Origin of the sequence: Chitinimonas prasina (assembly GCF_030160395.1) — a bacterium.
Taxonomy (GTDB): Bacteria; Pseudomonadota; Gammaproteobacteria; order Burkholderiales; family Chitinimonadaceae; genus Chitinimonas; species Chitinimonas prasina.
Genome location: NZ_BSOG01000002.1, coordinates 473,702 through 499,465, shown reverse-complemented (window position 1 = coordinate 499,465; position 25,764 = coordinate 473,702). Strand labels below are relative to the sequence as shown.

Annotated in this window: 18 protein-coding genes; 5 read left to right on the top strand and 13 right to left on the bottom strand. The window is 60.0% G+C overall.

Annotated elements, in window-relative coordinates:
* The first annotated feature begins 162 nt into the window (after nt 1-162).
* Nucleotides 163-1,089, top strand: a complete 927-nt coding sequence (locus tag QQK16_RS09365; RefSeq protein WP_284196190.1) for a substrate-binding domain-containing protein — start codon at nt 163-165, stop codon at nt 1,087-1,089.
* A gap of 36 nt (nt 1,090-1,125) precedes the next feature.
* Here QQK16_RS09365 and QQK16_RS09360 read toward each other — a convergent pair whose 3' ends face one another.
* The 3 genes from QQK16_RS09360 to QQK16_RS09350 are packed head-to-tail and all read right to left on the bottom strand — an operon-like array spanning nt 1,126 to nt 3,184.
* A complete protein-coding gene (locus tag QQK16_RS09360; protein ID WP_284196189.1) occupies nt 1,126-1,749 on the bottom strand; it encodes an alpha/beta hydrolase in 624 nt (207 codons plus the stop codon).
* Nucleotides 1,750-1,757: 8 nt separating this feature from the next.
* Complete coding sequence (locus QQK16_RS09355) at nt 1,758-2,066, bottom strand: (2Fe-2S) ferredoxin domain-containing protein (RefSeq protein WP_308447003.1); 309 nt, start codon at nt 2,064-2,066, stop codon at nt 1,758-1,760.
* A gap of 11 nt (nt 2,067-2,077) precedes the next feature.
* Nucleotides 2,078-3,184, bottom strand: a complete 1,107-nt coding sequence (locus QQK16_RS09350; protein ID WP_284196188.1) for a hypothetical protein — start codon at nt 3,182-3,184, stop codon at nt 2,078-2,080.
* Nucleotides 3,185-3,612: 428 nt separating this feature from the next.
* Here QQK16_RS09350 and QQK16_RS09345 point away from each other — a divergent pair, with 428 nt between their 5' ends.
* Nucleotides 3,613-5,088 carry a methyl-accepting chemotaxis protein gene (locus QQK16_RS09345; protein ID WP_284196187.1) on the top strand — a complete coding sequence of 492 codons (1,476 nt, stop codon included), beginning with the start codon at nt 3,613-3,615 and terminating at the stop codon, nt 5,086-5,088.
* Nucleotides 5,089-5,184: 96 nt separating this feature from the next.
* On the opposite strand, the gene QQK16_RS09340 is transcribed toward QQK16_RS09345, so the two are convergent.
* Nucleotides 5,185-8,322 (bottom strand): glycoside hydrolase family 3 protein, encoded by a 3,138-nt coding sequence (locus QQK16_RS09340; RefSeq protein ID WP_284196186.1) that lies wholly within the window; start codon nt 8,320-8,322, stop codon nt 5,185-5,187.
* 423 nt (nt 8,323-8,745) lie between these two features.
* On the opposite strand from QQK16_RS09340, the gene QQK16_RS09335 reads away from it, so the two are divergent.
* Genes QQK16_RS09335 through QQK16_RS09325 form a run of 3 tightly spaced genes read left to right on the top strand, consistent with a single transcriptional unit; the run spans nt 8,746 to nt 11,698 of the window.
* Nucleotides 8,746-9,774 (top strand): efflux RND transporter periplasmic adaptor subunit, encoded by a 1,029-nt coding sequence (locus QQK16_RS09335; RefSeq protein ID WP_284196185.1) that lies wholly within the window; start codon nt 8,746-8,748, stop codon nt 9,772-9,774.
* The gene (locus QQK16_RS09330; protein ID WP_284196184.1) at nt 9,771-11,012 is read left to right on the top strand and encodes an ABC transporter permease; all 1,242 of its coding nucleotides are present in this window, start codon (nt 9,771-9,773) and stop codon (nt 11,010-11,012) included. Before QQK16_RS09335 ends, QQK16_RS09330 begins: the two co-directional genes overlap by 4 nt.
* Nucleotides 11,009-11,698, top strand: coding sequence for an ABC transporter ATP-binding protein (locus QQK16_RS09325; protein ID WP_284196183.1), 690 nt, complete (start codon nt 11,009-11,011; stop codon nt 11,696-11,698). Before QQK16_RS09330 ends, QQK16_RS09325 begins: the two co-directional genes overlap by 4 nt.
* Nucleotides 11,699-11,834: 136 nt before the next feature.
* On the opposite strand, the gene QQK16_RS09320 is transcribed toward QQK16_RS09325, so the two are convergent.
* From QQK16_RS09320 to QQK16_RS09280, 9 genes are all read right to left on the bottom strand, one after another.
* Entirely contained in the window at nt 11,835-14,357 is a 2,523-nt protein-coding gene (locus QQK16_RS09320) for a xylulose 5-phosphate 3-epimerase (RefSeq protein ID WP_284196182.1), read from the bottom strand.
* Between the two features lie 397 nt (nt 14,358-14,754).
* Nucleotides 14,755-16,695 (bottom strand): S9 family peptidase, encoded by a 1,941-nt coding sequence (locus QQK16_RS09315; protein ID WP_284196181.1) that lies wholly within the window; start codon nt 16,693-16,695, stop codon nt 14,755-14,757.
* A gap of 76 nt (nt 16,696-16,771) precedes the next feature.
* Nucleotides 16,772-16,990 (bottom strand): TM2 domain-containing protein, encoded by a 219-nt coding sequence (locus QQK16_RS09310; protein ID WP_284196180.1) that lies wholly within the window; start codon nt 16,988-16,990, stop codon nt 16,772-16,774.
* A 154-nt stretch (nt 16,991-17,144) separates the two neighbouring features.
* A complete protein-coding gene (locus QQK16_RS09305; RefSeq protein ID WP_284196179.1) occupies nt 17,145-18,356 on the bottom strand; it encodes an ABC transporter permease in 1,212 nt (403 codons plus the stop codon).
* Nucleotides 18,357-18,364: 8 nt separating this feature from the next.
* On the bottom strand, nt 18,365-19,078 hold the full coding sequence (locus QQK16_RS09300; protein ID WP_284196178.1) for an ABC transporter ATP-binding protein: 714 nt from the start codon (nt 19,076-19,078) through the stop codon (nt 18,365-18,367).
* Nucleotides 19,075-20,286 carry an efflux RND transporter periplasmic adaptor subunit gene (locus tag QQK16_RS09295; RefSeq protein WP_284196177.1) on the bottom strand — a complete coding sequence of 404 codons (1,212 nt, stop codon included), beginning with the start codon at nt 20,284-20,286 and terminating at the stop codon, nt 19,075-19,077. Before QQK16_RS09295 ends, QQK16_RS09300 begins: the two co-directional genes overlap by 4 nt.
* Nucleotides 20,287-20,363: 77 nt before the next feature.
* Nucleotides 20,364-21,038, bottom strand: coding sequence for a Yip1 family protein (locus QQK16_RS09290; RefSeq protein ID WP_284196176.1), 675 nt, complete (start codon nt 21,036-21,038; stop codon nt 20,364-20,366).
* Nucleotides 21,039-21,240: 202 nt separating this feature from the next.
* Nucleotides 21,241-24,540, bottom strand: coding sequence for an efflux RND transporter permease subunit (locus QQK16_RS09285; RefSeq protein ID WP_284196175.1), 3,300 nt, complete (start codon nt 24,538-24,540; stop codon nt 21,241-21,243).
* Between the two features lie 42 nt (nt 24,541-24,582).
* Nucleotides 24,583-25,764: an efflux RND transporter periplasmic adaptor subunit gene (locus tag QQK16_RS09280; RefSeq protein WP_284196174.1), complete on the bottom strand. Its 1,182-nt coding sequence runs from the start codon at nt 25,762-25,764 to the stop codon at nt 24,583-24,585.

Sequence of the window (25,764 nt, the reverse complement as noted above, 5' to 3'; positions counted from 1 at the left end):
CTTGAGCTTGGGCTGGCCTGTGCCAGCGTCGCAAGCGCAGCAGATAACCCCGCCCAGGCGGGGTTTTTCTTTGCCGGTTGCCGCTAGCACCCTACAGTAAGGAGTAGTGGATTCCATCTGGAATACGAAAAAGGACGGGCGGTAAAGATGAGATGCATTGCAATGGCAACCTTGGCCTTGTGCAGTTTCGCCGTGGCGGCACAGGAGCTACCACCGGGCGTGGCGCTGCAATCTTTGGGCATGAGCATCAGCTCGCTGGAAAACCCCTTCTTCGTGGCCTTGGTGAAGGGCGCCGAGCAGCAGGCGCGGCGCTTCAACCCCACCGTCAAGGTGACGACGCTGGCCAATGAGTATTCACTGGAAAAGCAGATCGCCCATCTGGAGCGCTTTACGGCCGAACGGGTGGACTTGATCCTGTTGAATGCTGCCGATGCCGTTAAGGTGGAGCCTGCCGTGCAGGCAGCCAGGGCTGCCGGCATTGTGGTGGTTGCTGTGGATGTCGCGGCCAACGGGGTAAATGCCACGGTAATGACAGACAACCTGCAGGCAGGGGAGCAGGCTTGTCAGTACCTGGCCCAGGCCTTGTCGGGGCAGGGCAAGGTCATCATCCAGAGTGGTCCGCAGGTGTCTTCGGTCATTGACAGGGTAGCGGGCTGCCATATGGCCTTGAAGCAATTTCCCGGAATCACGGTTCTGAACGACAAAGGTGATGGCAAAGGGTCTCGTTGGGGTGGGCAGCAGCTGATGCAGCAGCATCTTAAGCAGTATCCGAGGATTGACGGCGTGTTTACCATCAACGACCGTCAGGCTATCGGCACGGACCTGGCGGCCCGCAAGGCAGGCTTGAAGCGGCTGCTGATCACCTCGGTGGATGGCGCTCCCGATATCGAGCAGGCGTTGCAGCAACCTTCCTTTATCGTTGCATCTGCCAGCCAGAGCCCCAGGCTCATGGCCGAGCGAGCGGTGAGCGTCGGCTATGAGCTGATGCAGGGAAAGCGCTTGGCCAAGCCGTTGATATTGATGGAGCCTACCCTGGTAACGCGTGAAAACCTGGCGCGCTACAAGGGCTGGAACGACGCCGGGAAGTGAGCACCTGCCCCTTGTTGGATAGCGGGGCCCGGCGACCTATTCAAGATTTCGGTTGACGATATCGGCCAGCGTGGTGAGCTTGCCATGGAAGAAGTGGCCCGTGCCTGGCACCACTACCACAGGCAAACCTTGCGGTCTGGCCCAGTCGAATACTGCTGCCAGAGGGGCGACCTCGTCTTCTTCACCGTGTACCACCAAGGTGTCTGCAGGGACGGTGGGGAAGTTCCATTTGGCTGTAGCAGGGCCGACCAGCACCATGCGGGCTATCGGGCCGTCGCCCAGCCGTTCGCGCAGCTGGCTCTGCACAAAGGTGCCGAAAGAAAAACCGGCCAGTATCACGGGGAGACCAGGATAAGCCGCCTGGGCATGTGCCAGCACGGCTGCCATGTCGTCGACTTCGGCCGAGCCGAAATCATGCTCCCCCTCGCTCTGCCCCACGCCTCGCAGATTGGGGCAAAAGGCGACATAGCCCTTGCGTGAGAATACCTTGGCAAGGGTTTGCACGACCTTGTTGGTATTGGTGCCGCCTTGGGTGGGGTTGGGGTGGGCGACCAAGGCGATGCCGCGTGGACCTTCTTCCCGAGCGCTATCAAGCAGCAGGGTTTCCAGCCGGCCCACTGGGCCGGCCACGGTGATGGGCTGGAACTGGGGTGATTTCATATGCGGGGTCAGATCTTGAGCCGGGCAACTTCGCGTCCGTTGAGCAGGTGCTCCTGGATGATTTCCTCCACGTCTTCCTTGTCGACGTACTGGTACCAGACATTGTCGGGGTAGACCACCATGACAGGCCCCAGAGCGCAGCGATCCAAGCAGCCGGCCTTGTTGGTGCGTACCTTACCTTCGCCTGCCAGGCCAAGCTCCTTGACCCGGTTCTTGGCATAGGCATGCATATCGCTCGCGCCAAAATCAGCACAGCAACTCTCGCCATTGGGGCGCTGATTGGTGCAAAAGAATACGTGGTGCTTGAAGTAGCTCATGATGGCTCGGTTCAGTGGCGGGTGGCGGCGGATGGCAGCTCGGTTGGCAGGGGAAAGTAAGGCAGATCGTCCTTCACCTGTGGCAGCAGGTCGGGCAGCACGCGGACATCGTCATGGTGGCACTCGCGCAGCAGGCTCACCATCATGTGCTGCAAGCCATCGACTCGATCTTGTGGGCCCAGTGGCCAGATAAAGCCGGCCCACTCTTCGCCATTTTTCTCGGCGCCCAGTGTCACCCGCAATTCATTGCCTTCGTGGCAGGAGAACACCGCTACCGGGGTTTCACCAGCTTCGCGCAACTTGCGCAGGGTATTGCTGGCAAATACCTGGAAGCGTATTTCCTGCTGGGCAACGCGGCCATCGTCCAGTGCAGGCAGCCAGGCTTGTGGGCTGCGCGGCAAGGGGAACAGCGTCATGGCATCGTGCTTGAGCTGCTCTCCCAGCAGCTTGGTCAGGGCCATGGCCCAGGTGCCGGGGGGGGCATTGAGCTGTACCACGGGGTCGGCATCGACAGGTTGCATGGCTACCCCCACCAGATAGCGCAGGTAGACGCCATCACCATCCACGGTGATGGGGCTTCCGCTGAATTCGTGCGGTAAGCCGCCGGAAGCGTACTGCAGGGCATCGCGCCAACGGGCCAGCGAACTGGACGGTATCACCTGCAATTGCTCGCGATCCAGCAGGCGACCCGATAGCTGGATATCGCTGCCGGCCTTGAAGATGCCATGTTCGGTCAAGAGTGACTGTACAGCGCTCACATCGGGCAGGCGCCCGGCAATCACATGCTTGCCACGTACGCCCGCGACCAGGACCAGGGGTAAGGCAAAGATCACGGCATGCATGGCACTGCCGGGGGCTGGGTTCTCGACCGCCACACGCAGGCGTTCGCTCAGTATGCGCAGCACGGCCGGGTTGGGCGGTGTGGCGAGCGCTGCCTGGATAGCCGCGTCGTCATTGGCAGTCAGCAGCCGTGCCAGTTCGGCATCCAGTGCAGCCTCTGCTGCGACCAGCCTGCCCAGGTCGCGTTCGTCCAGCAGTACTTGGGCCAGGCTGTGCAGCGGGCTGGTGGCGGTGCCGGTGTATTGGCGCGGATCGGGCAGTAGGGGCAGGGCTTGCATGGGGAGTCGGTCGTGGGGCTAAAAGCGGGATTATACCCTGGCTATGGGTAGCCCAAGCAGGCGCAGATAGGTTGGACGCAGCTTGCGCTGATCGAGCGGTACCACCGTGTAGTAGCGGGGAAATGATGTGGCCGGCCAGCAAGGCAAGGGCTGTGATGGAAAAATTAGACAGTTGTACAATTAAAAATTGACACAGATGTACCAATATAAGAAAATCAACATATCGAATGGGTACGCAAGTGCTCGCTCGATGTTTCTCCTCTATTCTCCTTTGTATTTTTCATGGCCCAACCGCAACGTTGGGCTATTTTTTTGACTGCTATAACGGGTGTGGAGCAAATACTTTAGTCGCGGTTAGTGCAAGCGCTTGCTTGTGTAGAATACCCCTAAGTCATACCTAAGCTTGTCAGCGCCAGGAGATACCACCGATGTCCATCAGCCAGACCTTCAGCAGTGTTCTTGACTGGTTCATTCCTGAATCTATCCGGCAAAGCCCGCTGGACCTGAGCCGTGCCCGCAATATTGTTGGCGCCACGTTGCTCGCTGCTGTTTTTGTGCCTATTTTCGCCCTCAACTACTTCAAGTTGGGGCATGGCGCCATGGGCTGGGGCATCGTGACGGCGGGCTTCCTGATGTTGACGGCAGGCTTTTTGCTCAAGCTCACTGGTTTGCTACCCTTGGTGCGGGAGTACGCGATTGCCGTGTTCTTCGGCATGGTGGTCTGGATGTGTTACGTCAACGGCGGGATAGAGTCGTCGTCATCCCCTTGGTTCCTGCTGGTGCCGGTGGCGTCGATGTTCATCGGCGGCAAGAAAAGTGCGACGTTCTGGAGCGTAGGTGCGCTGATCGCCATCGTGCTGTTCTTTGTGGCGCACAAGCATGGTTGGGCCTTGCCCAAGAGCCCCCTGGGCGCCGAACTACACCCTCAGCTGCAAACTCGTTCGCTGGTCGGCCTGACCATCGTGATCTACGCCCTGGCCATGGTGTTTGAGTTCGGCAAGGTCAAGAGCTTCGAGAAAACCGAGCAGGCCAGGCAGGAGGCAGAGCGGGGCAATGCTGCCATGCAGCAGTTGCTGGCGCAGGTAACGGGTGCCATCGGCACGGCTTCGGGCCAGACCGCGCAGATTAGTGAGCGTACGGCTTCGATCAGCCAGACCATGCGTCACCAGGCTGGCGAGGCCGCCGAGATGGCCCGAATCGTGGATGAGATTGCGGCCTTGACCGTAAAGAGCGCCGAACAGTCAGGCCAGGCTGCGCGGGAGGCACAAGAGGCGGGACGGCTGGCCGGCGAGGGCGGGCGGGCCATGAACCTCACGCTCAGCAACCTGGGCAAGGCATCTGAAGTGGTTACCCACTCGGCCGCACGCATTGAGGAACTGGGCCGGCGCAGCGACGAAATAGGCGGCATTGTGCAGGTGATACGGGAAATCGCCGATCAGACCAATCTGCTGGCGCTGAACGCGGCCATTGAGGCTGCCCGTGCGGGCGAGCAGGGACGGGGCTTTGCGGTGGTGGCGGATGAAGTCCGCAAGCTGGCGGAGCGGACCAGTACGGCAACCCGTGAAATAGAAGAAAAGATAGGCGCCATCCTGGCAGGCACCAATCAGGCCATGGAAGCCATGCGCGAAGGCACCCAGCGCATGGGCGAAATCAACCTCAGCGCCGCCGAGGCGGGGAATCGTCTGGACGAGATCATTTCCGGCGCGGGCCGTGTTGCCAGCCTGATCGGCGAAGTGGCAAAAAATGAGGAACGCCAGTCGGGCCAGTTCCAGACCATCGCCACCGATATTGCTGAGCTACGGGTGGATATGCAGACGGCCAGCCATTCGGCGGAGGCCATCGACCAGGCTGTCAGCAAGCTGGATACCACCGTTCGGGGTCTGGACGAGTTTATCAGGGCGTAGTAACCAGGAACCTGGATTGCAGGCTGGCTTGCTACGCGAGTCGCCTGCTTGTGGGCGAGCCAAAGCACTGGCTGCCCACATTGGTAGCAGACGGCGCTATTGCCTGAAAGCGATCTTGCGTAGCCGTAGCGCTACACCCGACTGGTCTCCCCATACGGGCAGCAGATCAAATGGCGCGCTGAGCTGGCCCAGCCTGAAGCAGGGTGTGGGGTTGGCCATTATCTCCGTCAACGGCAGGGAGAAGCGTGTCCAGACACCTGCCTGGGGCCGGCCTATCCGGTAGTCATTGCTGTGGCAGCCTTGACCTGTACTTTCCAGCTTGATGGCCAATCCCTGCGTATTGCCACCCCAGCTTTCTACCAGCAGCTCAAACTCCAGTTTGCCGTGGTCAAATGCCTGCAGATCCAAGGGGCCGCCAGTTACATAGAACAAGCCATTGCCGGGGGCTGGATGGGCCCAGCGCAGTGCCAGCTCACCATTACCCGCTGCGGCCATGCCGACTACGCCGGCCTGGCTGGACCACAGACTGGGTTGAAGCCCGGCCGCAAACTGGCCCCCCTCCAATACCGTGTAATAAGGTCCTGGCTTGGCTGCGCCCGCTTGCAATTGGTCACAGCGTACCGCGTCGGCATCCGCACCGGCACCCGCTTGCCAGCGCACATGGGCAAAGGCTGCGCTGAAGGGCTGATCGGTATAGACCAGGAAGGGTACGTTGATACGGCTGAAATCACTGCCGCGGGCGGCAAAGCAGGACAGGGGAAGCTTGAGTGTCTGGCGTGTTCCCAGCGGCAGGCGCTCGAACAGCGCCGTTACATCGACTTCGCCCCGGCAAGGATAACCGCAGTCTATGGCCAGTTTGACCGCTCCCCGGGGCAACTGCAGGGTCTGCACATCGAACAGCAGCGCACCCTGTTGATCCAGGTAGGTGCGCAGATCCTGTGGCTGGCTGCTTGCAGCATAGAATTGGCCCGCAGCGCGCCACGTCAGCAGCTTGGCATCCTGCTGCACATTCAACTGGGTGGTGCTGAGTAGCAGCGAGGGGTTGCTGGCGGGCAGGGCCAGGCTGGCATTGAGGTCATTGCCTACCGGCACACCGGCCCAACCGTTGGCTGCGGTACTGATCTGCAAGGCGAACGGTGCTTGGTCGGTCTGGCGGAAAACCAGCAGTTCAGGTGGGGTATTGCCATTGCAGAGCTGGTTGCTGCCGCGCTCATCCAGCGCCCCCAGGTTGCCGGGCTGCGATACGCTCAAGCCGTAGCCGAAAGCAAACAACGGCGGCGTGCCGCCATCGCCACGGTTGACCGCAGTCTGGCAGGCGGTGGCAGGCCAGGAGAATGACAGCCGGCCACTGAAATCGTAAGCCACGGCACCGTCTGACCGACGGAATAGTAGATCGGCCACGCCCGCGCCTTCGGTACCCGGTAGCCAACCGGAGATAAAGGCACTGGAGCGGTTCAGCAGATCGTTGACGTGAGCGGGCCGCCCACTGAGCAGAACGGTCACGACCGGCACACCACGGCCGCTTACCGCATTGAGTACGGCCAGGTCTTCCGGGTAGCGCCGGCTATGGCTCAGATTGCCGGCCAGGCCAATGTCGCCGCTGCCTTCGGCATAGGGTGTCTCGCCGATGACCGCGATCACCGCATCCACATTGGCCAGGCTCACGCCCGAGGCAGTTTCGCTATAGCGCACCTGTGCCTCGCCCAGGGCCTGCTTGATACCAGCCAATACCGTATCCCCTATGGGGAAATCGGCGTTGCTGTTGCCAGTGCCCTGCCAACTGAGTGACCAGCCACCGGTCTGGTTCTGTAGGCTGTTGGCGCTCTTGCCCACCACCAGCACCCTGCTGTTGCGCGCCAAGGGCAGCAACTGCTGCTGGTTTTTCAGCAATACCAGGGATTTGCGTACCGCCTCGCGCGCCAGGGCTCTCGCTTGCAGGGCTGCCTGGCTGCCGGCCTCCGGGCGTTGCGATGGGCGCTTGCCGTCGAATAGCCCGGCACGCAGTTTTACCCGGAGTATCCGCCTGACAGCATCATCTATCCGTGCCTGGCTGATCTGCCCATTCTGTACCTGCGCCATCGTATTGCTGATGAAGGCGCGCCATTCATCGGGCACCATGATGATGTCGATACCGGCATTGATGGCTTGCGGACAACTGGCATTGCTGCAGCCCGGTATCTGGCCTATGCCGTTCCAGTCCGATACCAGCAGGCCATCAAACCCCATGCGGGTCTTGAGCACACCATTGAGCATGGCATGACTGCCATGCAGCTTGCCTACCGGCTCGCCGTTGAGAGGCTTGTCCCAGCTGTTGAAGCTGACCATGACAGTCTGTACTCCTGCGGCCAAGGCACTGTAATAGCCCTGCCCATGCAGATTGATCAGCTCTGCCTCGCTGGCGCGGTTTACCCCCTGGTCGATACCGGCTTCCGTGCCGCCGTCGCCGATGAAATGCTTGGCAGTGGCCAGTACATTGGCCTCCCCCAGATTGCCCTGCAGCCCTAGTACATAGCTGCGGCCATAGGCGGCCACGATTTCCGGGTCTTCAGAGAAGCCTTCGTAGGTTCGGCCCCAGCGATCATCGCGCACCACGGCCAGTGTCGGTGCGAAGGCCCAGTGTATGCCGGTCGCCCTGACCGCGCGGGCCGTGGCCGTACCGATGCGTTGCACCAGATCGGCGTCGTTGGCTGCACCCAGGCCGATATTATGCGGAAACAGGGTGGCGCCGTAGACGTTGTTGTGGCCATGCACGGCGTCTGTCCCCCACAGCAAGGGTATGGGAACGGCCATATCGGTACTCATGGCGGCAGCGTGGTACGCATCGGCCAGGGCCAGCCAGTCTCTAGCCTGGGCATGCTTGTTGTTGCCTGGCCAGGAGCCGCCCCCATTCAATACCGAACCTATGTAATGACGCCGTACCTCCTCGGGGCTGATGCTCTTGATTTCGGGCTGCGTCATCTGGCCTATCTTCTGCGCCAGGTTCATGCCGGCCATGATCTGGCTGATACGTGCTTCCATGCTTGGGTTGATCGGAATGGCGCTCTGGATAGCCGGCCAATCGGCATAGGTGGGCAGGCCACTGCTGGCAGCGGTCGCATAGCTGTGCTGGGTGGATCTATGGCTGATTGGGGATTTCTTGCTGGCTGGCTCGGTGGGGGATTCATCCGAGCATGCGCCCAATAGCAGGCAAAGCGCGGCCGAGGCTGCCGTGGTGGCGACCTTGAATGTGGGCATCTGTCTATTCTCCATGGGTGGATAGTTTCAACGTGGATAGCATTGCTTACGCAATGCTTTCCTGTTTCTGTCTCGAAACTTACGTTGAGTCTGCAGTATCGGTATCTCTCCTGGCAGAAAGCAAGCTAGGCTTGGAGTGCGTTGCATAAACCCATCCTGCCTTGCGCTTTAGTGATTGCCTGCTGCACCAGATAGGAAGGGGATGGCGAAGTCCATGACAGACTCAAAAGCTGGAAGTCTGATCCAGCGCAAACCATAGTGCAGGGCAAGGCTGGCATGCTCTAAGAGCCGCTACCAAAACCCTTCTGACGATGTTGTGCGAGCTTGCCGTACCCACGTACTGTCTGCGCTCGCACGCCTAGCCAGAAACGCTACGCTGGGTTTTGGTAGCCGCTCTGAGCAGGTAATAGGGAGCGAGATACGGTGCGAAAACACGGCTGGTGGATTGCGATACTGCTGGTAGCTATCGTGGCGGGATTAGGGTGGTACTGGCGACCAAGGCTGGTTCAGGTTAGCAAGCCTGCACAGGGTACGGCGGTGGAGGCCATCTATGCCAGTGGCCAGGTAGAGCCCGGTGTGCAAGTACCGATCACTACCCGCAGCGCGGGCCAGGTGACTGCAGTCCTGGTGCAGGAAGGCGAGGCTGTGAGGCGTGGGCAGATCCTTATACAGTTGCAGGATGATGATCTGGCCAGCGGCGTTGCAGAGCTTGCCGCCAGGGCGGAACTTGCCCGGCAGCAACTGCAGCGAGCGGAGGTTTTGTGGCGGCAAGGTTTTGTGGCGGCCGCCGAGCGTGATGCTGCCGCCAGCGCCAATAAAGCCGCCCAGGCAGTCTTGCTGCGTAGCCAGGCGCAGCGGCGTTTTCTGCAAATGGTGGCCCCGGCCGATGGCGAGATACTCCAGCGCGATGTGGAGGTAGGGCAGGTTGTCTCGCCCGGCCAGGCTTTGCTCTATCTGGCCTGCTGCGCACCCATGCGGGTGGTTGCCGAGGTGGATGAAGAAGATATCGGCCGGGTGCAACAAGGCCAACCGGTAGTGCTAGGGGCGGATGCATTGCCCGGCAAGACATTTGATGGGGTTGTCAGCAGTATTACGCCCAAGGGCGACCCGTTGACACGCAGCTATCGGGTGCGGATTGCCATCGATCAGCCCGAACGCTTCAGGGTAGGTATGACGGTCGATGCCAATGTGATCCTTGCCCGCCGTGAACGGGCGTTGCTGCTGCCCCGTAGCGCCCTGCGCGAAGGCCTGGTATGGCGGGTGCAGGATGGGCGGCTGACACAGGTGAGGGTGACGACCGGTGCGAGTATGGGGGACCAGGTCGAGATACGTAGTGGCATAGGGCCGGATGACTTGATAGTCAGCGTGCCCGATGAGCAGTTAGCGGTGGGCCAGGTGGTAAGAATTCGCCAGGCCGAGGCTGGGCCGGCCAGAACGGGCTCGGCGCCATGATCGCGCTCAATATTGCCTGGACCCATTTGACCAGCCGGAAGCGGCAGACGGCGGTATCGCTGGTGGGGGTGGTGCTGGGCGTGGCTTTCTTCCTGGCGGTATCGGCCTTGATGCGTGGGTCGGAGAAGGACTTCATTACCCGCCTGATCGATAACAGCCCTCATATCACGGTTTCGGACGAATTCAGGACGGCTCGTTTGCAGCCCGCGCGCTTACGCTGGCCTGATGATCTGGTGGAAATTGCCGGACTGCGGCCCAATAACGAAACGCGGGGCATACGTGGCTGGCGCTATAGGCTGGGGCAGATAGAGTCACTGCCTGGGTTGAAAGCGGCTCCGGTGCTGGTGGGGTCGGCCGTGTTGCTGTTTGCGGGGCAGGAGCAGGGTATCAGTCTATCTGGCATCGTGCCGGCCCGCATGCGGGGGGTGTCGAGCATAGAAGAAAAACTGGTCGAGGGCTCGCTCGATGACCTGGAGGCGAATCCCGGCGGCATCATCATCGGTGCCGGACTGGCCGAGAAATTCAGCCTGCGCCGGGGTAGCACCGTCAATCTGGTGGCCGGTGGTGGGAGCAATCGCAGTCTGACGGTAGTGGCGATTTTCCGCACCGGCAATGCTGGTTACGACGAGAGCCAGACCTATGTACTGCTCAAACGTGCGCAGCTGCTGCTGGGGCGGCCAGACAGAGTCAATCGCTTCATCATCAAGCTGGCGGATGCCAGCCAGGCACTGCTTGTGGCCAGCCGTATAGAGGCCATGGGGACCTACAAGGCAGTCAGTTGGGCAGAGGCATCGGAGGATATCCTCAATGTGCTGTTTGTCCGTAATGTCATCATGTACAGCGTGGTATCGGCCATCCTGCTAGTGGCCTCCTTTGGTATCTACAACACGCTCTCCACCATCGTGATGGAGAAAACCCGCGACATCGCCATCCTGAAGTCGGTTGGTTTTCAGGCCAGGGATATACGCCACATCTTTGTGCTGGAGGGCTTGATTGTGGGCACACTGGGCAGTGTGCTGGGGCTCGCGGTGGGGGCGGGCTTGATGCAACTAATGGCCAGCGTGCAGATACGTCCGCCAGGGGGGACCGCCATGGTCAATCTGCCAGTCTGGTGGGGTGGGGAGCAATTTCTGATTGCCGCAGGGTTTGCCCTGCTTTCATGCCTGCTGGCGGCCTGGCTACCCGCCCGTAAAGCCGGCAGGCTGCATCCGGTGGATATCTTGCGGGGGGCGACATGAGTGTGGTCCTACGCGCACAGGGATTACACAAGATACTGGCAGGGGATGTTCCCACTACCTTGATCAAGGACGTCGATCTGGAGATATCGGCAGGAGAGTTTGTCTGCATCATGGGCCCCTCGGGCTCTGGCAAATCCTCCTTGCTCTATCTGCTAGGCCTGCTGGATGTGCCTACCCATGGCACCATCGCGCTGGATGGCGTCAATACACAGGGTTTTAACGATGCTCAACTGACCCAGCTAAGGCTGGAGAAGCTCGGGTTCGTGTTCCAGTTTCACTTCCTGCTGTCGGAATTCAGCGTGCTGGACAATGTCTGCCTACCCATGCGGCGGTTAGGCCGATGGCCGGAGGCGCAGTGCCACGAGCGGGCCATGTCCTTGTTGACGCGGCTGGGTGTGGCGGCACAGGCGTCAAAGCTACCCAGCCAGCTATCGGGCGGGCAGCGCCAGCGGGTGGCGGTGGCGCGAGCATTGGCGAATGATCCGCTGATACTGCTGGCGGATGAGCCCACAGGCAACCTCGATACCGTGGCGAGCGCGAATGTGCGGCAAATACTGCATGATCTGACCCGCGAACTGGGCAAGTCGGTGATTGCGGTCACGCATGACCCCAAATTCGCTGCTGGTGCTGACCGGCGCATCAATGTGGTGGATGGCCAGATAGACCCGGATTGGCAACCACTGTAGCAGTATCAAGGCGTACGGCCTGTCGTTGTAGCATCACCATGGCGCCTTTGCGCCGCATAACGCCCGCAGCCTGACGCCTGTATGCCCCTGGCGCAGGCCACATGATGGGCCCGGTGCCAGGAGACATCTATACGGATTAGCGCAAGTCGGCTGGGTCACCCAGGCCGAGTACTGCATCCCGTTCCTCTGAGGTAAGCAGGGCATCCAGCCCTAATTTCAGCAATTCACCAGCCTTGGCGACAATATGGGCCCAACTGCAGCGATTGGCATACAGCATGCCAGCGGTATCCAGGGTGCCGCCTTGATTCAGGAAGCCCAGACCCACGGTATGGGCAGGCCCGGTATCGATACGTCGCATGGCGCCCAGCAGAGGGCCGGGGCGGGTATGGCCCACGATGATGCGTAATGGGCTGTGATGGGGGAAGGCGCTTGCCAGTTCGGTATCTGACAGTAGTCCGGCGTTGGCTGCGAGGCCCTGGTGACTCCCTAGCCTGGCCGGTTCGTAGACATACACCACGGCATGCGGGATATCGTGCTCGTCCAGGCGGCGCGAGGCGCGCAGTGTCTCGGTCAACTGATAGCTACCTACTGCCACCAGTATCAGTTTTTCGTCCTCCTCACCTTTGCCGACCAGCCGGAACCACCCCTGCTCAGTCAACTGGCGAGCCGACTCCGGTGGCAGGCGGACAGGTAGGGCGCGCTTGGGCGCAACCACACACCAGAGTTGGCCCCGGCTGCGATAGCAGGCATCCAGCGTGGCGACCGCGCTGTTCCAGTCAGGCGGGAACACCAGCCTGGCATGCCTGCTGGCTTCTGCCAACCACGCTTCCGCCAGGGTTGTGTCTTGGTGTGAGAGTTCGTTCTTGCCATTCTCCCAGGCGTGGGAAGACAGCAACAGTGGGACAGACAGCCAACCGGGCGGGCGGCCAGCCTCGGACTGATTGCGGGCGAAATTGGCTTCCTGTCGCAATGCGCCCAGCATTTTCACGGCAAAGGCCTCATAGCTGACCGCCAGATTGAGTCCACCCTTGTTGGCCAGGGCTGCGCTGATGACAGCCTCTTCGTTGAGTGCGGTGATCACACCGCCGGTCAGTGATTCCGGATTGCCTGGCTCGGGGTGGGTGACCCGGTGCTTGAACCGCTCCAGCGTATTGCCCATGCCATTGCTGCGTAGTTCGTCTGGGTTGGCTACCCGTACCCTGAGTTGCGGATTGGCCTCGGCGATGGCGCAGAAGGTGGCATCAAACGCCGCCATGGGCGATACCAGCGGCGATGCCATATCGTCCCGCCAGGGCAGGCTGGGGGCATGGTAGTCCGGGTGTCGCTGCGCCATGGCGTGATCGCGCTCGGCAGGCCTGCCTTGCACCGTATGGGTGCGGAACTGCCGTCGGGCATCCTGCCAGGCCGAGGGGTGGACCCAGAGCTGTGCTGCAGCCTGGTTGAAACGCTGGCGGCAGCTTGCATCAAGGCTGGGGTTGCCGCCCAGCGGCAGATTGTGAGCCAGGTTAGTGCCTGCACCGGGGAAGCCAAAGCCCTTGGGGGCATGGGCGATGGCGTAGGGCATACGTACCGGGTACTCGGCACGGCCCTGTGCAATCTCGGCCGCCTGGGCTGCCAGGCTGGACTCCATATGCAATATGGCCCAGGCAAAGGCTGCCGGGTCGGTGCCGTCGATCTCCATGGGCTCGAAGCCGTTCAGGCGCAAGTGCTCGATAAACCACGCCACGCCGCCATCCTGCTCCAGTCCGCTGCGCTGCTCAATGCGGCGGCCATTCAATATCATCACGGGGAGGGCCGCGCCGCAGTCTTCTGCCCGCCACCAGCGGGGTATCCAGTCGCTGCCGCGTTGCTCTTCGAAGGCGCCATCGCTGAGGAAGCTGACCAGCGTCTCCCCCGGTAGCGGCATGTGCACATACTGAAGCTCGGCAAAGCCTAGGTAGCCACCTTCGATCACGCCCCCCGCAGTATGGGCGTTGACATGGCTACCCAGTGGCGCCTGAGGCCGTCCGCTGGCATGGAGGGCATAGCTGTAGAAGTCCTGGCAGAGCTGGCTTAGCCCTGCATCATCACAGGGGTAGCGTTCGGCCTGCTCCGGGTATTGGTTGCCCAGCAGTGTGTTGACAGCTTCGATTGCGGCGACGCAGTGGCCTTGCCCCATGAGCCAGCTACGAGTCTGTCCGGTCAGGGCGTTGGCCAGCATATAGCCAACATAGGCCGGCACCATATTGAGTGCACCACCGGTATGCCCCTCTGGTGCCGACTTGAAGTCCGTTGCAGCCAGGGGCGTGCCATCCAGCCTCACCTGCTTGCAGTAGGTCATGTGGGCGACCAGCCACATGGCCTGGCTACAAAGCCGGTCGGCGGCGTGCAGCAGGGGTGCCACCAGGGTACTGTCGCCACCATGCCAGGGTATGGCGGCTGACTCTATCAGCTGCGCCCAGCGCGCCTGGGTATGTTGGTCGTGCTGGATTACGCCGTACCCCTGTGCCCAGGCATGCAGCTCAGGTGGGGGTTGAACGTCTGCCGGGGTGGGCTTGGGTTGGTAGGCGATAGCCGTACCGGCCTGCACCTTGCGGTAGGGGAAGCCTCTGTGGCCGTCCTGCATGGGCAGTCCGGCATCATGGGCGGCGGTATGGAGCAATTGATCAAGATGGTTCAAGGCTTCCTCCTGTGGGTCTTGCGCCTGTCATGAACGTCAATCTTTGAAAGCTGTAATCAATTCCTGCAAGCAGCTCAACTTGATGACGAGTGCCAGCAAGGATTACTCGCCGTGGCGAGGGAGGACTCAAACTGAGGGGAGCCTGCTGGTTCAGGCTTACCCGGCGCTTGTGGAAAGTAGCACCTTACCCCCCGCAGCAAGGTTGGACGTTGATGCGGATCAAGCTCGCATTGGTGGCAAAGGTTTACTGCACTTTAGTGCCTGTTCAAGGCCTTTTCCTGTGCCAGATCGGCGATGAGGTGAAAGATCGGATACAGGCTCTTTTGTCATACTGGCGCCCCATCAAAAGAAAACAGGGGAGGCTATGCCTCCCCTGTAATGCTGTACTGCAAACCGTTTATTTGGCCGGCTTCAGGTAGCGCTCAAAGAACTTCAGTGTATGGCCTATGCTGGCCACCTGGTTTTCGCGCTTCTGTGCGCCGTGACCTTCGTCGGCAAACAGGATCAGATCCGAGGGCACACCTTTCTTCTGGGCGGCCTCATACATCTGCACTGCCTCGCCTACCGGTACACGGGGGTCACTGGCTCCCTGGATGATGAGCAAAGGATCCTTCAGTTTGTCGATATGGGTGATGGGCGAGAGCTTGATCAGGGCCTCGCGGTCAGCGACCGGGTCACCATACTCGGCTACGCGCAGGGCGCGGCGATAGGGGGCGGTGTTTTCCAGGAAGGTCAGCAGGTTGGAGATGCCAACAGTGGAGACGCCCGCATCGTAGCTGCCGGAAAACATGGTCATGGCGGCCATGCTGGAGTAGCCCCCATAGCTGCCACCCATCACGCCTATCTTGGGCGCAATGCCGTTCTTGCTCCAGGCCTTCTTCATATATATGGCGGCATCTTCGATATCGGTAACCACCTTGAGGCGCTTGGCACCATTGTCCATGTTCAGCCAGGTCTTGCCATAGCCGTCAGAGCCACGGACATTGGGCTCGACATAGATGAAGCCGGCGTCGACGAACAGTTGGGCATAGGGCGAGAAGCCAGAATCTGACTGAGCTTCCGGCCCGCCATGGAAGTGCACGACGACAGGGCAGGGCGCGGGGTTGCATTGGGCCGGGCGGCGTACAAACATGGGAATCTGGGCACCATCACGCGTCGGATAGGTTTCCAGTGTGGCGACCGCGAACTTGCTGGTGTCGGTCTCCGGTGATGACGGCAGCACCCACTGGGTCAGCTTGCCGTTGTTCCAGTCCAATACATAGCTGGTGCGGGGGGCCGTGGCCGTCTCCACGCTGACAATGATCTTGCTGCCATCGCGTGTACCACCGCTGACGGTAACGTGATCAGCACCTTGGAATTCGGGCAGTTTGATGGGCTTGAGGGTTTTCGCATCCAGCGCGAAGGTCTTGGTGTACCCACCCTCGTTGATGGAGTAGAACAGGCGGCTCTTGGGCTTGTCCAGGCCAAAGCCGGCGACATCCCACTTCAGTTCCGGGCTGATGGCCTCGAACTTGCCGGCTACCCATTTGTACAGGCGGCGGAACTCGCCGAACTTGTTGGTTTGCACCAGCAATTCACCATCACGCGCACCGTAGCGTACATCGTATTCTTCTTTCTCTGCCTGGCCGATGATGGGCTTGAGCTTGCCATCCTTGGGATTCCATTCCCATACCTCGGTCGCCACATTGCTGAGCGCCTTGCCTGCCAGCAACGTGCCATCGGGCTTGTGATCGATGATGCTCCAGTAGCCCTTCTCGCCAAACAGGCGTTCCTTCTTCTTGCCCTGCAGATCGTAGCGATAGACGGTATAGCTGTCGCGGCTCTCGTCATTGCTGCGGAAGTAGATGTAACGACCATCATCGCTGATGAGTTCAAAGAAGGTTTGCACGCCAGGAATATGCTGAATGACCTGCAGTTCGCCGCCACGGGCGGGTTGCAGATAGAGCCCCGGATTCTCCTCGCCCTTGCGGTCGCGGCTCAGGACTAGCCATTTGCCGTCTGGGGTGATGTCGGCAATGCTGGTGGCATCCTCGCCACCGGTCATCTGCACCGGGAAGGCCTGCGGGCCATCTATTCGCCAGACCTGTGCGACACCGGTGACCCGCCAGCCGAAGTACAGCGATTTGGCATCGGGTGACAGCAGGCCTGCACCGGGCGCGCGCAGATCCAGCACGCCCTGAACCTTGCGGCTCAGGTCTGAATCCAGTGGTTTGGCGCGGAATTTCTCCAGCGTGTCGGCACTGACGCTATCTGCACCCAGACCCTTGTAGGTGGTGTTCTCAGCGGCCTGGGCGGCAAAGCCGGCTGCTATCAGCGCGGCGAGTAATGCATGTTTCATGTGTGAGCTACCTATTGGCTTGAAGTTAAACATGGGTACCAAGCACCCGCATGCGCAGTTTGGAGGCGCTGTATAGTTAGTCCATCTTCCAGTCGGCTATCTTCAGTTCATTGCTATCCTTGAACTCGCCAAACAGGATGATCAGCAGGTCTATCATTGCCCAGATGCACAAGCCACCCAGGGTGAATAGCTGTATCACGGCGGAAATGGTCCGGCCTGCATAGAAGCGGTGGGCACCTACCCAGCCAAACAGCAGGCACAGGATCAGCGCCAGGGACCGGTTCTTATCGCTCATCAATCTCCCCTAAGGTAATGCGATGCAGTGCGGCGGTATGCTTCCGCCTGTCTTCTGCACATGCTGGCATGACCGACCCTAAACTGAGCACGCAGATGTATTGCGTGGCAGGCGAGGGGCGGCCATGTACTGCTTGCCGGGCCGGTAATAGCGGTTATTCGTAGCGCAAGGCCTCGATAGGATCAAGGTTGGCGGCCTTGGAGGCGGGCATGATACCGAACACCACGCCCACCACGGCACAGAAGGCTGCCGCCCCCAGGCTGGCCCACAGCGGCACGGATGCCGGTGGGAAGTTGGGTATCAATGCTGCCACGCCATGCCCCAGGCCGTAGCCGATGGCGATACCGATCAGGCCACCGATCAGGCTGAGCAAACCGGCTTCGATCAGAAACTGCACCAGGATGTCGCGTCGGGTTGCACCCAAGGCTTTCAGGATGCCGATCTCGCGCGTCCGCTCTGTTACCGATACCAGCATCACCGTCATGATGCCTATACCGCCCACCAAGAGGGAGATACCGACGATGCCGCCCAGCACCAGGGTGCCCATGCTGGTGATCTTTTCAAAGGTCTTGGCAATCTGATCCGGCGACTGGATCTCGAAGTCATCTTCCTCATCAAACTTCAGGTTGTGGTTGATACGCAGGGCGCGCGTCACCCTGGCCTTGACCGCTTCAACCTCGTCGAGTTGGGAGATCGTGAAGTTGATCTCAAAATCCACCTTGGCCTTGTTGCCTGTCAATGCCCTGGCCGTCTCAAAAGGAATCAGGGCGTAGTTGTCCTGGTTGAAACCAAAGACCTCACCACGTGATTCCATGACGCCCACCACCTTGAACCATTCACGGCCCAGCTGGATGTAACTGCCGACTGGATTGTCCGGCAGCTTGAGATCTTCGCGCACCTTGTCGCCGATGACGACGACCCGGCGACGGGTGTCATTGTCAGCTGGTACCAGAAAACGACCCAGACGGGTAAAGCGCCGTTCTATCATCTGGTATTCGGCGGTAATGCCCAGTACAAATGGCGTGGCCGTCTCGGCACGATGGCTGGCGGTACCCAGCGGTGCTGCCATGATGGGAGCCACATGTCCTACGCCTTCCACCCGGTAGCGCAACAGATCCAGGTCGGAATCCTTCAGGTAGCGATAGTCACCGCTCAGCCGGTTTTCCCGGGTGTTGAGGGCTTCCACCTTGAGCGAACCGCCGCCCAGATCGGCAAACTGGGCCGAGATCGACTGGGCAAAGCCCTGCATCAAGGCCACTACGGCGACCACGGCGGCGGTGCCGATCAGGATACCCAGGGTAGTGAGAAAGCTGCGCAAGCGATTTGCCAGGATATTGGCCATGGCGGCACGCAGTGATTCAATCATGACGATGATCATGCGGCCACCTCGCTGACAGTGGCTGGTGCTGCGCTGTCAAAAACGATACGCCCGTCATTGACGCGTACGGTGCGCTGACAATGGGCGGCAATATCAGGTTCGTGCGTGACCAGCACCACGGTCTGGCCATCCTGGTGGAGGGCATCGAACAGGGCCATGATTTCCTCGCTGGTACGGGAGTCCAGGTTGCCGGTCGGTTCGTCTGCCAGCAGCAGGGAGGGATTGCCTACCAGCGCCCGGGCCACAGCCACGCGCTGGCGCTGCCCCCCTGACAGCTGGTTGGGCCGGTGTTGCAGCTTGTCACCCAGGCCAACCCGGCGCAAAGACTCCGCCGCCTGCCGTTCACGCTCCTTGAGTGGTATGCCCCTATACACCAGCGGCTGTGCGACATTGCCCAGTACTGTCATGCGCGGCAGCAGATGAAAGCTCTGGAACACAAAGCCGATTTCCTGGTTGCGTATGGCGGCCAGTTCATCATCGCGCAGGGTACCGATATCGCGATTGTTCAGCGTGTAGCGCCCAGTGGTTGGGGTATCCAGGCAGCCCAGCAGATTCATCAGGGTGGATTTGCCTGAACCGGATGGCCCGACCAGTGCCACGTATTCGTTACGCTGTATCTGCAGGTCCACACCGCGCAGGGCCTCAAACTCGGTGTCGCCCATACGGTAGCGCTTGACGATGCCCGACAGCTCTATCAAGGCCCGACTCATTCGGCTTCATCCTTGTTCGTGCTCTTTTTGTCGGCCTTCTTTTCATTGGCCTTGAGTGGGTCGCCATTCTTCAGCTCATTCAGGGTCTTGCCTGGGCCTGTCACTACACTGTCACCTACCTTCAAACCCTTGGTGATTTCCTGCCAGCGGTCATCGGACGTACCCAGTTCGATTTCCACCCGCTTGGCCTTGCCATCCTGTGCCAGTACGAGGAAGCGCTGGGTGGTCTTGGCATTTTCCTTTTCTTCGGTGATAACGGCCTCGACCGGCACAGCCAGGCGCTTGTTGCCATCACTCAGAAATATCTCGGCACGTGCGCTCATGCCCGAGCGCAGCTTGAGGCTGGTATCCGGCTTCAGGCTGACGGTGACCTTGTAGGCTCGGCTTTGGCCTTCTGTGGTGCTGGCCAATGCGACTTTCTCAACCAGGCCCTTCAAGGCGGTCTCGGGATACGCTGCCGGGTAGATGTCAACGGCCTGGCCAACATTGACCTTGGCGATATCGCCCTCATCCACCTTGATTTCCGCCTGGATGGCCGAGGTATCGGCAATGGTCAGCAACTGGGCGCCGGCCTGGCTGGAAATGGAAGGAATCGCAGTCTCACCGACCTTGATGGGCAGGCTGACGACACGACCCGCCATGGGTGCGCGAATTTCGGTCTTGCCCAGTTGCTCGCGGGCCTCCTTCAGTACAGCATCAGCGCGACGCAAGGCTTCTTTGCTGGATTTCAATTCCACTTCGGCTAACTGCAACTGGTTCTTATCCTGGTCGAATTTGGAATGGTCAACCATACGGGCTTCAAACAGCTTGCGGGTGCGCTCGAACTGGATACGGCGTAGTTCCAGCGCGGTGCGCTGCTGTTCAATGCTCAAACTGCTCTGCCGCAGACCGGCTTCTTCGCGTTCTATGGCGTTGCGATAGCTTTCCGGGTCCAGCCGCAGCAGCAATTGCCCAGCCTTCACATCGTCACCTTCTGCAACCAGGATCTCTTGCACGCGTGCCGTGACTTCGGATCGCAGGTCGACCTCGGTACGATAGGTCAGGCTGCCTGAGGCCAGGATGGTGGGCTTGATCTCCTGCTGCGCTGCAATCGCGATGTCTACCGGTTTGCCGTCACCGCCGGATTTGGATTTGACCACCAGGGGAACCGCAATGATGCCGATGACGGCAATCAGGCCCAGCCACTTTTTCTTGAACGGAAGCTTCATGGATGTCTCGGTAATAAATGCTGGCAAAAAGGTAAACAGAAGTGGTGCAGGCTCTTGCCTGCACCGCAATTGGGGGCTTACATCACGGCGACGACCACGGCCCAGATGCCATAGATGACCACAGAGGGCAGGGCGGCGACGATGATGGCTGACGTCCAGCTGCTACCGGTCCAGCTGCGCAGGCCGACGGCGGCGAGGCCCATGGACCAAATACTCAGCAAGTCCACGCTGGTAGCCAGCGAATACCAGCGGCTGTTGCTGGGTAAGTCCATCAGCAAGGGAGACAAGTGGGTCAGGTTCAGCGACTGCAGCGTGGTTTCGGGCGACATGCTGACTATGCCTACCAGCGCGACAAGCCCAGATAACAATTGCGGCATCGATGACCAGAGCGAGAATGACAGCCAGGCAACAAAGCGCTGATCGCTACCCAGTACTTTCCCGGCCAGCATGTAGTATGCCGCCATGATGAAGTAGACCACCGGTATACCAAGTGCGGCGCCAATCAGGCCACTAATCATCATAATGGTGCCGCTCATGTGTTCTTTGGCGGCTTCTATCTCTGCTGGCTTCATGTCCTCATTGGCCGACAGGGTCTGCATGATCATCCAGTCGGCGTCCACCCGGCTGAAGTAGAAGAAAATGACTAGGCAACTGACCAGAATGAACAGGCCCATGGGGAAGAGGACATCGGGCTTTTCCTTGAGTCGCTCGAACAGTTTGCTGGGTTCGGTAAAAACGGTGATCAGTTGCATGTTGTCCTCTATTGCCTTTGTTATGGGGTGATCCAGGCCGAGCTATCTGGCAGTGCCGGCTGCAGCATCAGGAACGGGCTGGATGTTAGCGATAGACGGCTATGCCGTGAGATTGAATGCGATGAAATGGCGGAAAATGTACACGAAAGACGACAAGCCAAGATTGAGTGCGCCCTCCGCGCAGGAGGGCGCATACGCTCAATCAGCGGCCGCTGCCTGGTTGCTCGGCCACCTGTAGTTCAACCGGGCCATGTTTGCCATCGATAGGCTTGACGAAGAAGCCCTTCAACCAGCTGACCATGTCGTCGAGATAGGTGTAGAACACCGGCACCACGATCAGGGTCAGCAGGGTGGAGGTAATCACCCCACCTATGATGGCGTGCGCCATCGGTGCCCTCGACTCTGACCCTTCGCCCAGAGCCAGGGCCAGCGGCAGCATGCCGCCTATCATGGCAAAGGTGGTCATCAGGATAGGGCGCAGACGTACCCGGCCCGACTCGACCACGGCGTCGAAGCGCGACTTGCCGTCCTCACGCAGACGATTGACGAAGTCCAGCAGCAGAATGGCGTTCTTGGTCACCAGCCCCATCAACATGATGATGCCGATGATGGAGAACAGGTTGAGAGTGGAGCCCCAGACCTTCAGTGCCAGGAATACCCCCAGCAGACTAAGTGGCATGGACATCATGATGGCCAGCGGCTGCAGGAAGCTCCCGAACTGCGAGGCAAGTACCAGGTAGATGAACACGGCGCCGATCAGCATGGCAATGCCGGCGTAGCCTGCCGATTCCAGCATGAACTCGTTGTCACCTTCCTGCACCTGACGGTAGCCTGGTGGCATCTGTATGCTCTCCAGCACCTTCTTCACTTCGCCCTGCACCGAACCCACCGGCACGCCTTCGACTTCGGCGCTGATGGTGACGTTGCGGTACTGATCACGCCTTTCGATCAAGGTCGACGTGCCGCTATCCTTGACCGAGGCTACCTGACCCAAGGGGATCATGATGGGTTGGCCGGTACGAGCATCCACATCGTGGCTGGAGATGGGTAGCTCAGCCAGATCTTCCGCAATGCGGCGATTGGACTTGGGCAACTTCAGTATCACATCGTAGTTCTCACCGTCTGGCGACTTCCAGGTGGTGATTTCGTCTCCGGCAATCAGTGGGCGCAAGGCTTGCCCAATCTGGCCGACCGACAGCCCGACCTGGGCAGCCATCTCGCGGTTGACTTCAATATCGATCGCCGGTTTTGCCGCCCGGAGCGAAGTCTGCACCTCGGTCAGATGAGGTATGCGCTTGAGGCGTTCAGCAATGGTTTCGGCAATGCGCTTGAGCTCATTGAGATCCTTGCCTTGCACCTGTATCTGTACCGGCGCGCCGCCGCCGCCGCCGCTAGGCCCACGCACGCTGCGTACTTCGATACCCGCGATACGCTCGATACGAGCGCGGATGCGCTTGACCATTTCTTCCTGGCTCGCTTCACGCTCTTTCTTGCTGACCAGCTTGATATTGGATCGGATGATGTGCTTGTTGTTGCTGCCTATGGTGGTGTAGATCTCCTCGATTTCCTTGAACTCGGCCAGCGCGGCCTCTACCTGCATGGCCTTGCTGGTGCTGTAGTCCAAGGCAGTACCGATGGGAGTACGGAAGTCGATATAGACACGGCTTTGATCGGACTTCGGCAGGAATTCGCCGCCCACCCAACCCATGAAAGGGAACATCAGGGCCACTATCACCGACGATAGGCCGATAAGTGACACCACAAAGCGATGCGACCAGGTGGGCTTGCCCCTGAAGCCGGACATCACCCAGGCGCGTGCACGCGGGCGGGTGATCAGTGCCAGCAGCGTGATGGGGAAGGCCGCCGCCGCAAGCCACAGCACCAGCCAGCGGGGCAGGGCAAAGCGTTGTTCACCCAAGGCCCAGCGTATGACTCTACTGTAAAACGCTGAAACCTTGTCCATCCAGGCCTCGAAGCCATCGAGTATGCGACCGAAGAAGCCCTTGTGGCGCATGCCGTGGGCGTGCGGATCGTGCCAGACCGAGCTAAGCATGGGGTCGAGGGTAAACGACACCAGCATGGAGATCAGCACCGAGGCGCAGACGGCAATGCCGAACTGGTAGAAGAACTTGCCTATGATGCCGCCCATGAAACCGACAGGCAGGAATACCGCCACGATGGTCAGTGTGGTGGCCAATACAGCCATGCCGATTTCCTGAGTGCCTTCCATTGATGCCTGGTAGTGCCCCTTGCCCATTTCTATATGCCGTACGATGTTCTCGCGCACCACAATGGCATCGTCCACCAACAATCCTATGCACAGCGATAGGGCCATCAGCGTCATTACATTGAGCGAGAAGCCAAAGGCCTGCAGGAAGAAGAAAGTACCGATCAGTGCTACAGGCAAGGTCAGGCCGGTAATCACGGTCGAGCGCCATGAACCAAGGAACAGCCAGACGATCAGGATGGTGAGCAGTGCACCCTCGAAGAGGGTTGCCTTCACATCAGCCAGGGAAGTACGTATACCCTTGGACGAGTCGTTGATCACCATCAGGCTCAAGCCTTCTGCCGCCAGCTCTTCGTTCAGCTTCTTGGTCATGGCCTTGACGCCATCAGTGACCTCGATGGTATTGGCGCCATCCACCTTGCGAATGTCGATTGACAGGGCACGCTTGCCGTTCACCAGCGACAGGGAGGTTTCTTCCTCGGCGCCATCAATCACGGTCGCCACATCCCCCAGTACAATGACCTGACCATCACGACGGCTCAGGACCACATTGCGGAAATCCTCCGCGTTCTTGATGCGCCCCTTGAGCTGAACCACCCGCTCAGTCTTGTCAAATTCGATGTTGCCGACAGGTACTTCCTGGTTCTCGCTACGCAGTGCGCTGATCACCTGATCGGCCCCCACGCCCAGCGCCCGCATCTTCTGCGGGTCCAGCTCCACGCGTACCTGTCGGGCTACGCCGCCGACGATCTCGGCTGAGCCCACACCCTTGAGCGTCTGGAATTGCCGACGGACATACTGATCGGCCTTGACTGTCATCTCTCTCATGGTCAGCTTATCGCTGGTCAAGGCTATCGAGATGGCAGCCTCGTCATCACTACGCTCCTGAATGACCTGTGGCTCGGTGATCTCCTCGCGGAATTCGACCTTGGCCTCGTCGACTTTCTCGCGTACGTCACGCAAGGCTTTTTCGGTGTCTATGCTGAGCTCGAACTCGGCGACGACCACCGACTGGCTGTTATAGGACGATGACGAAACATGCTTGATGCCCGACAAGGTCGCAATCTTCTCCTCTATGGGCCGAGAGATTTCGTTCTCGACGATTTCAGGCGATGCACCGGGGTAGCTGGTCACCACCACCACAAAGGGGAACTTCACGTCGGGCATTTCTTCGACGGGTAGTTTCCAGTAGGCGGCAAGGCCGAGCACCACCAGCGCCACCATCATCATGGTGGCGAATACTGGGTTCTGGAGGCTGATACGGGTGAACCACATAGGTGGGGTTCCTTCCTTGATCTGGGATTAAGTGCAGGCTAGCTAGCTTTGCTTGCTGCTGGTAGCCGGCTTGGCGGCCGCTTTATCGCCCTCACCAGGCAACTTGACCCGCTGGCCGGGCTTGATGTTCTCCAGTTTGGCAATGATGACCTGCTGCCCTGCCTTGGTGCCGCTGGCAATGGCTGCTGTCTTGCTGAGCTGGTTGATCAAACCCAACTGCACTCTGCGTTCGACTACCTTGCCGCCTTCAATCGTGTAGACGAAGGGCTGTTTGCTTTCCAGGCCGCGGATGGCGGACAGGGGCAGCATGTCGGTATCGCTGGCGGTGGCAACGGCCACTTCACCTTGAGCAAACATGCCGCCCTTGAGGATGCCGTCAGTGTTCTTCAGCCGCACATACACCGACACCATGCGGGTGCCGCTATCAGCCACGGGAGCAATACGCTCGACTCGGCCCTTGAACTGCTGGGTGGTAAAGCCTTCTATATGCAGGATGACATCCTGTGCGGGCTTGATCTGAGGTAGCGCAGCCATGGCCACCTTGGCCTCGAACTCCAGTTCGGCCAGATCGACCAGGCTGAACAGCTTTTGGCTAACGCCTACACGGGCGCCAGGCTCGATCGATCGCTCGGCGATCACGCCGGAGAACGGTGCGCGCACGGTGGCGTCGCCCAGCGCTTTACGGGCGATGGCGACCTGGGCTTCCTCTGCCTTGACCTGGGCCAGTGCCACAGCGTATTGATTCTCGGCTGCATCGTGGCTATTGGGAGAGATGAAGTTTTGCTTGAGCAGGTCGGCACTGCGGGCGCGATTCTTCTCCGCCAGCTTCAGTTCAGCACGGGTGCGGTCCAGGTTGGCCGAGCGGGCAATCAGCTGGTCATTAAGTTCACGGGTATCGAGCTTGGCCAGCATTTGGCCTGCCTTGACGGTTTCGCCAGGGCGCACCATGACCTCGGCCACTACGGCTTCGACATCAGACGACAGAACAGTCTGGCGCACGGCGCTCAGGCTGCCCGACAAGGGCACCGGTTGCTTCAACTCGCCGTGAGCAACGATAGCCAAGTCAGACGAGGACAGTTCGAATACCTTGGGGGCTTCTGACTTCTTCTGGCTGTCAGGCGCAGCACGGCCCGTCTGGGAAGCAACAATGCCGCCCAGGGTCAGCGCAGCGACGACACCGATGACCAGGGTACGGCGATTAAAGCGGGGGCGGAGAGCTTGCAT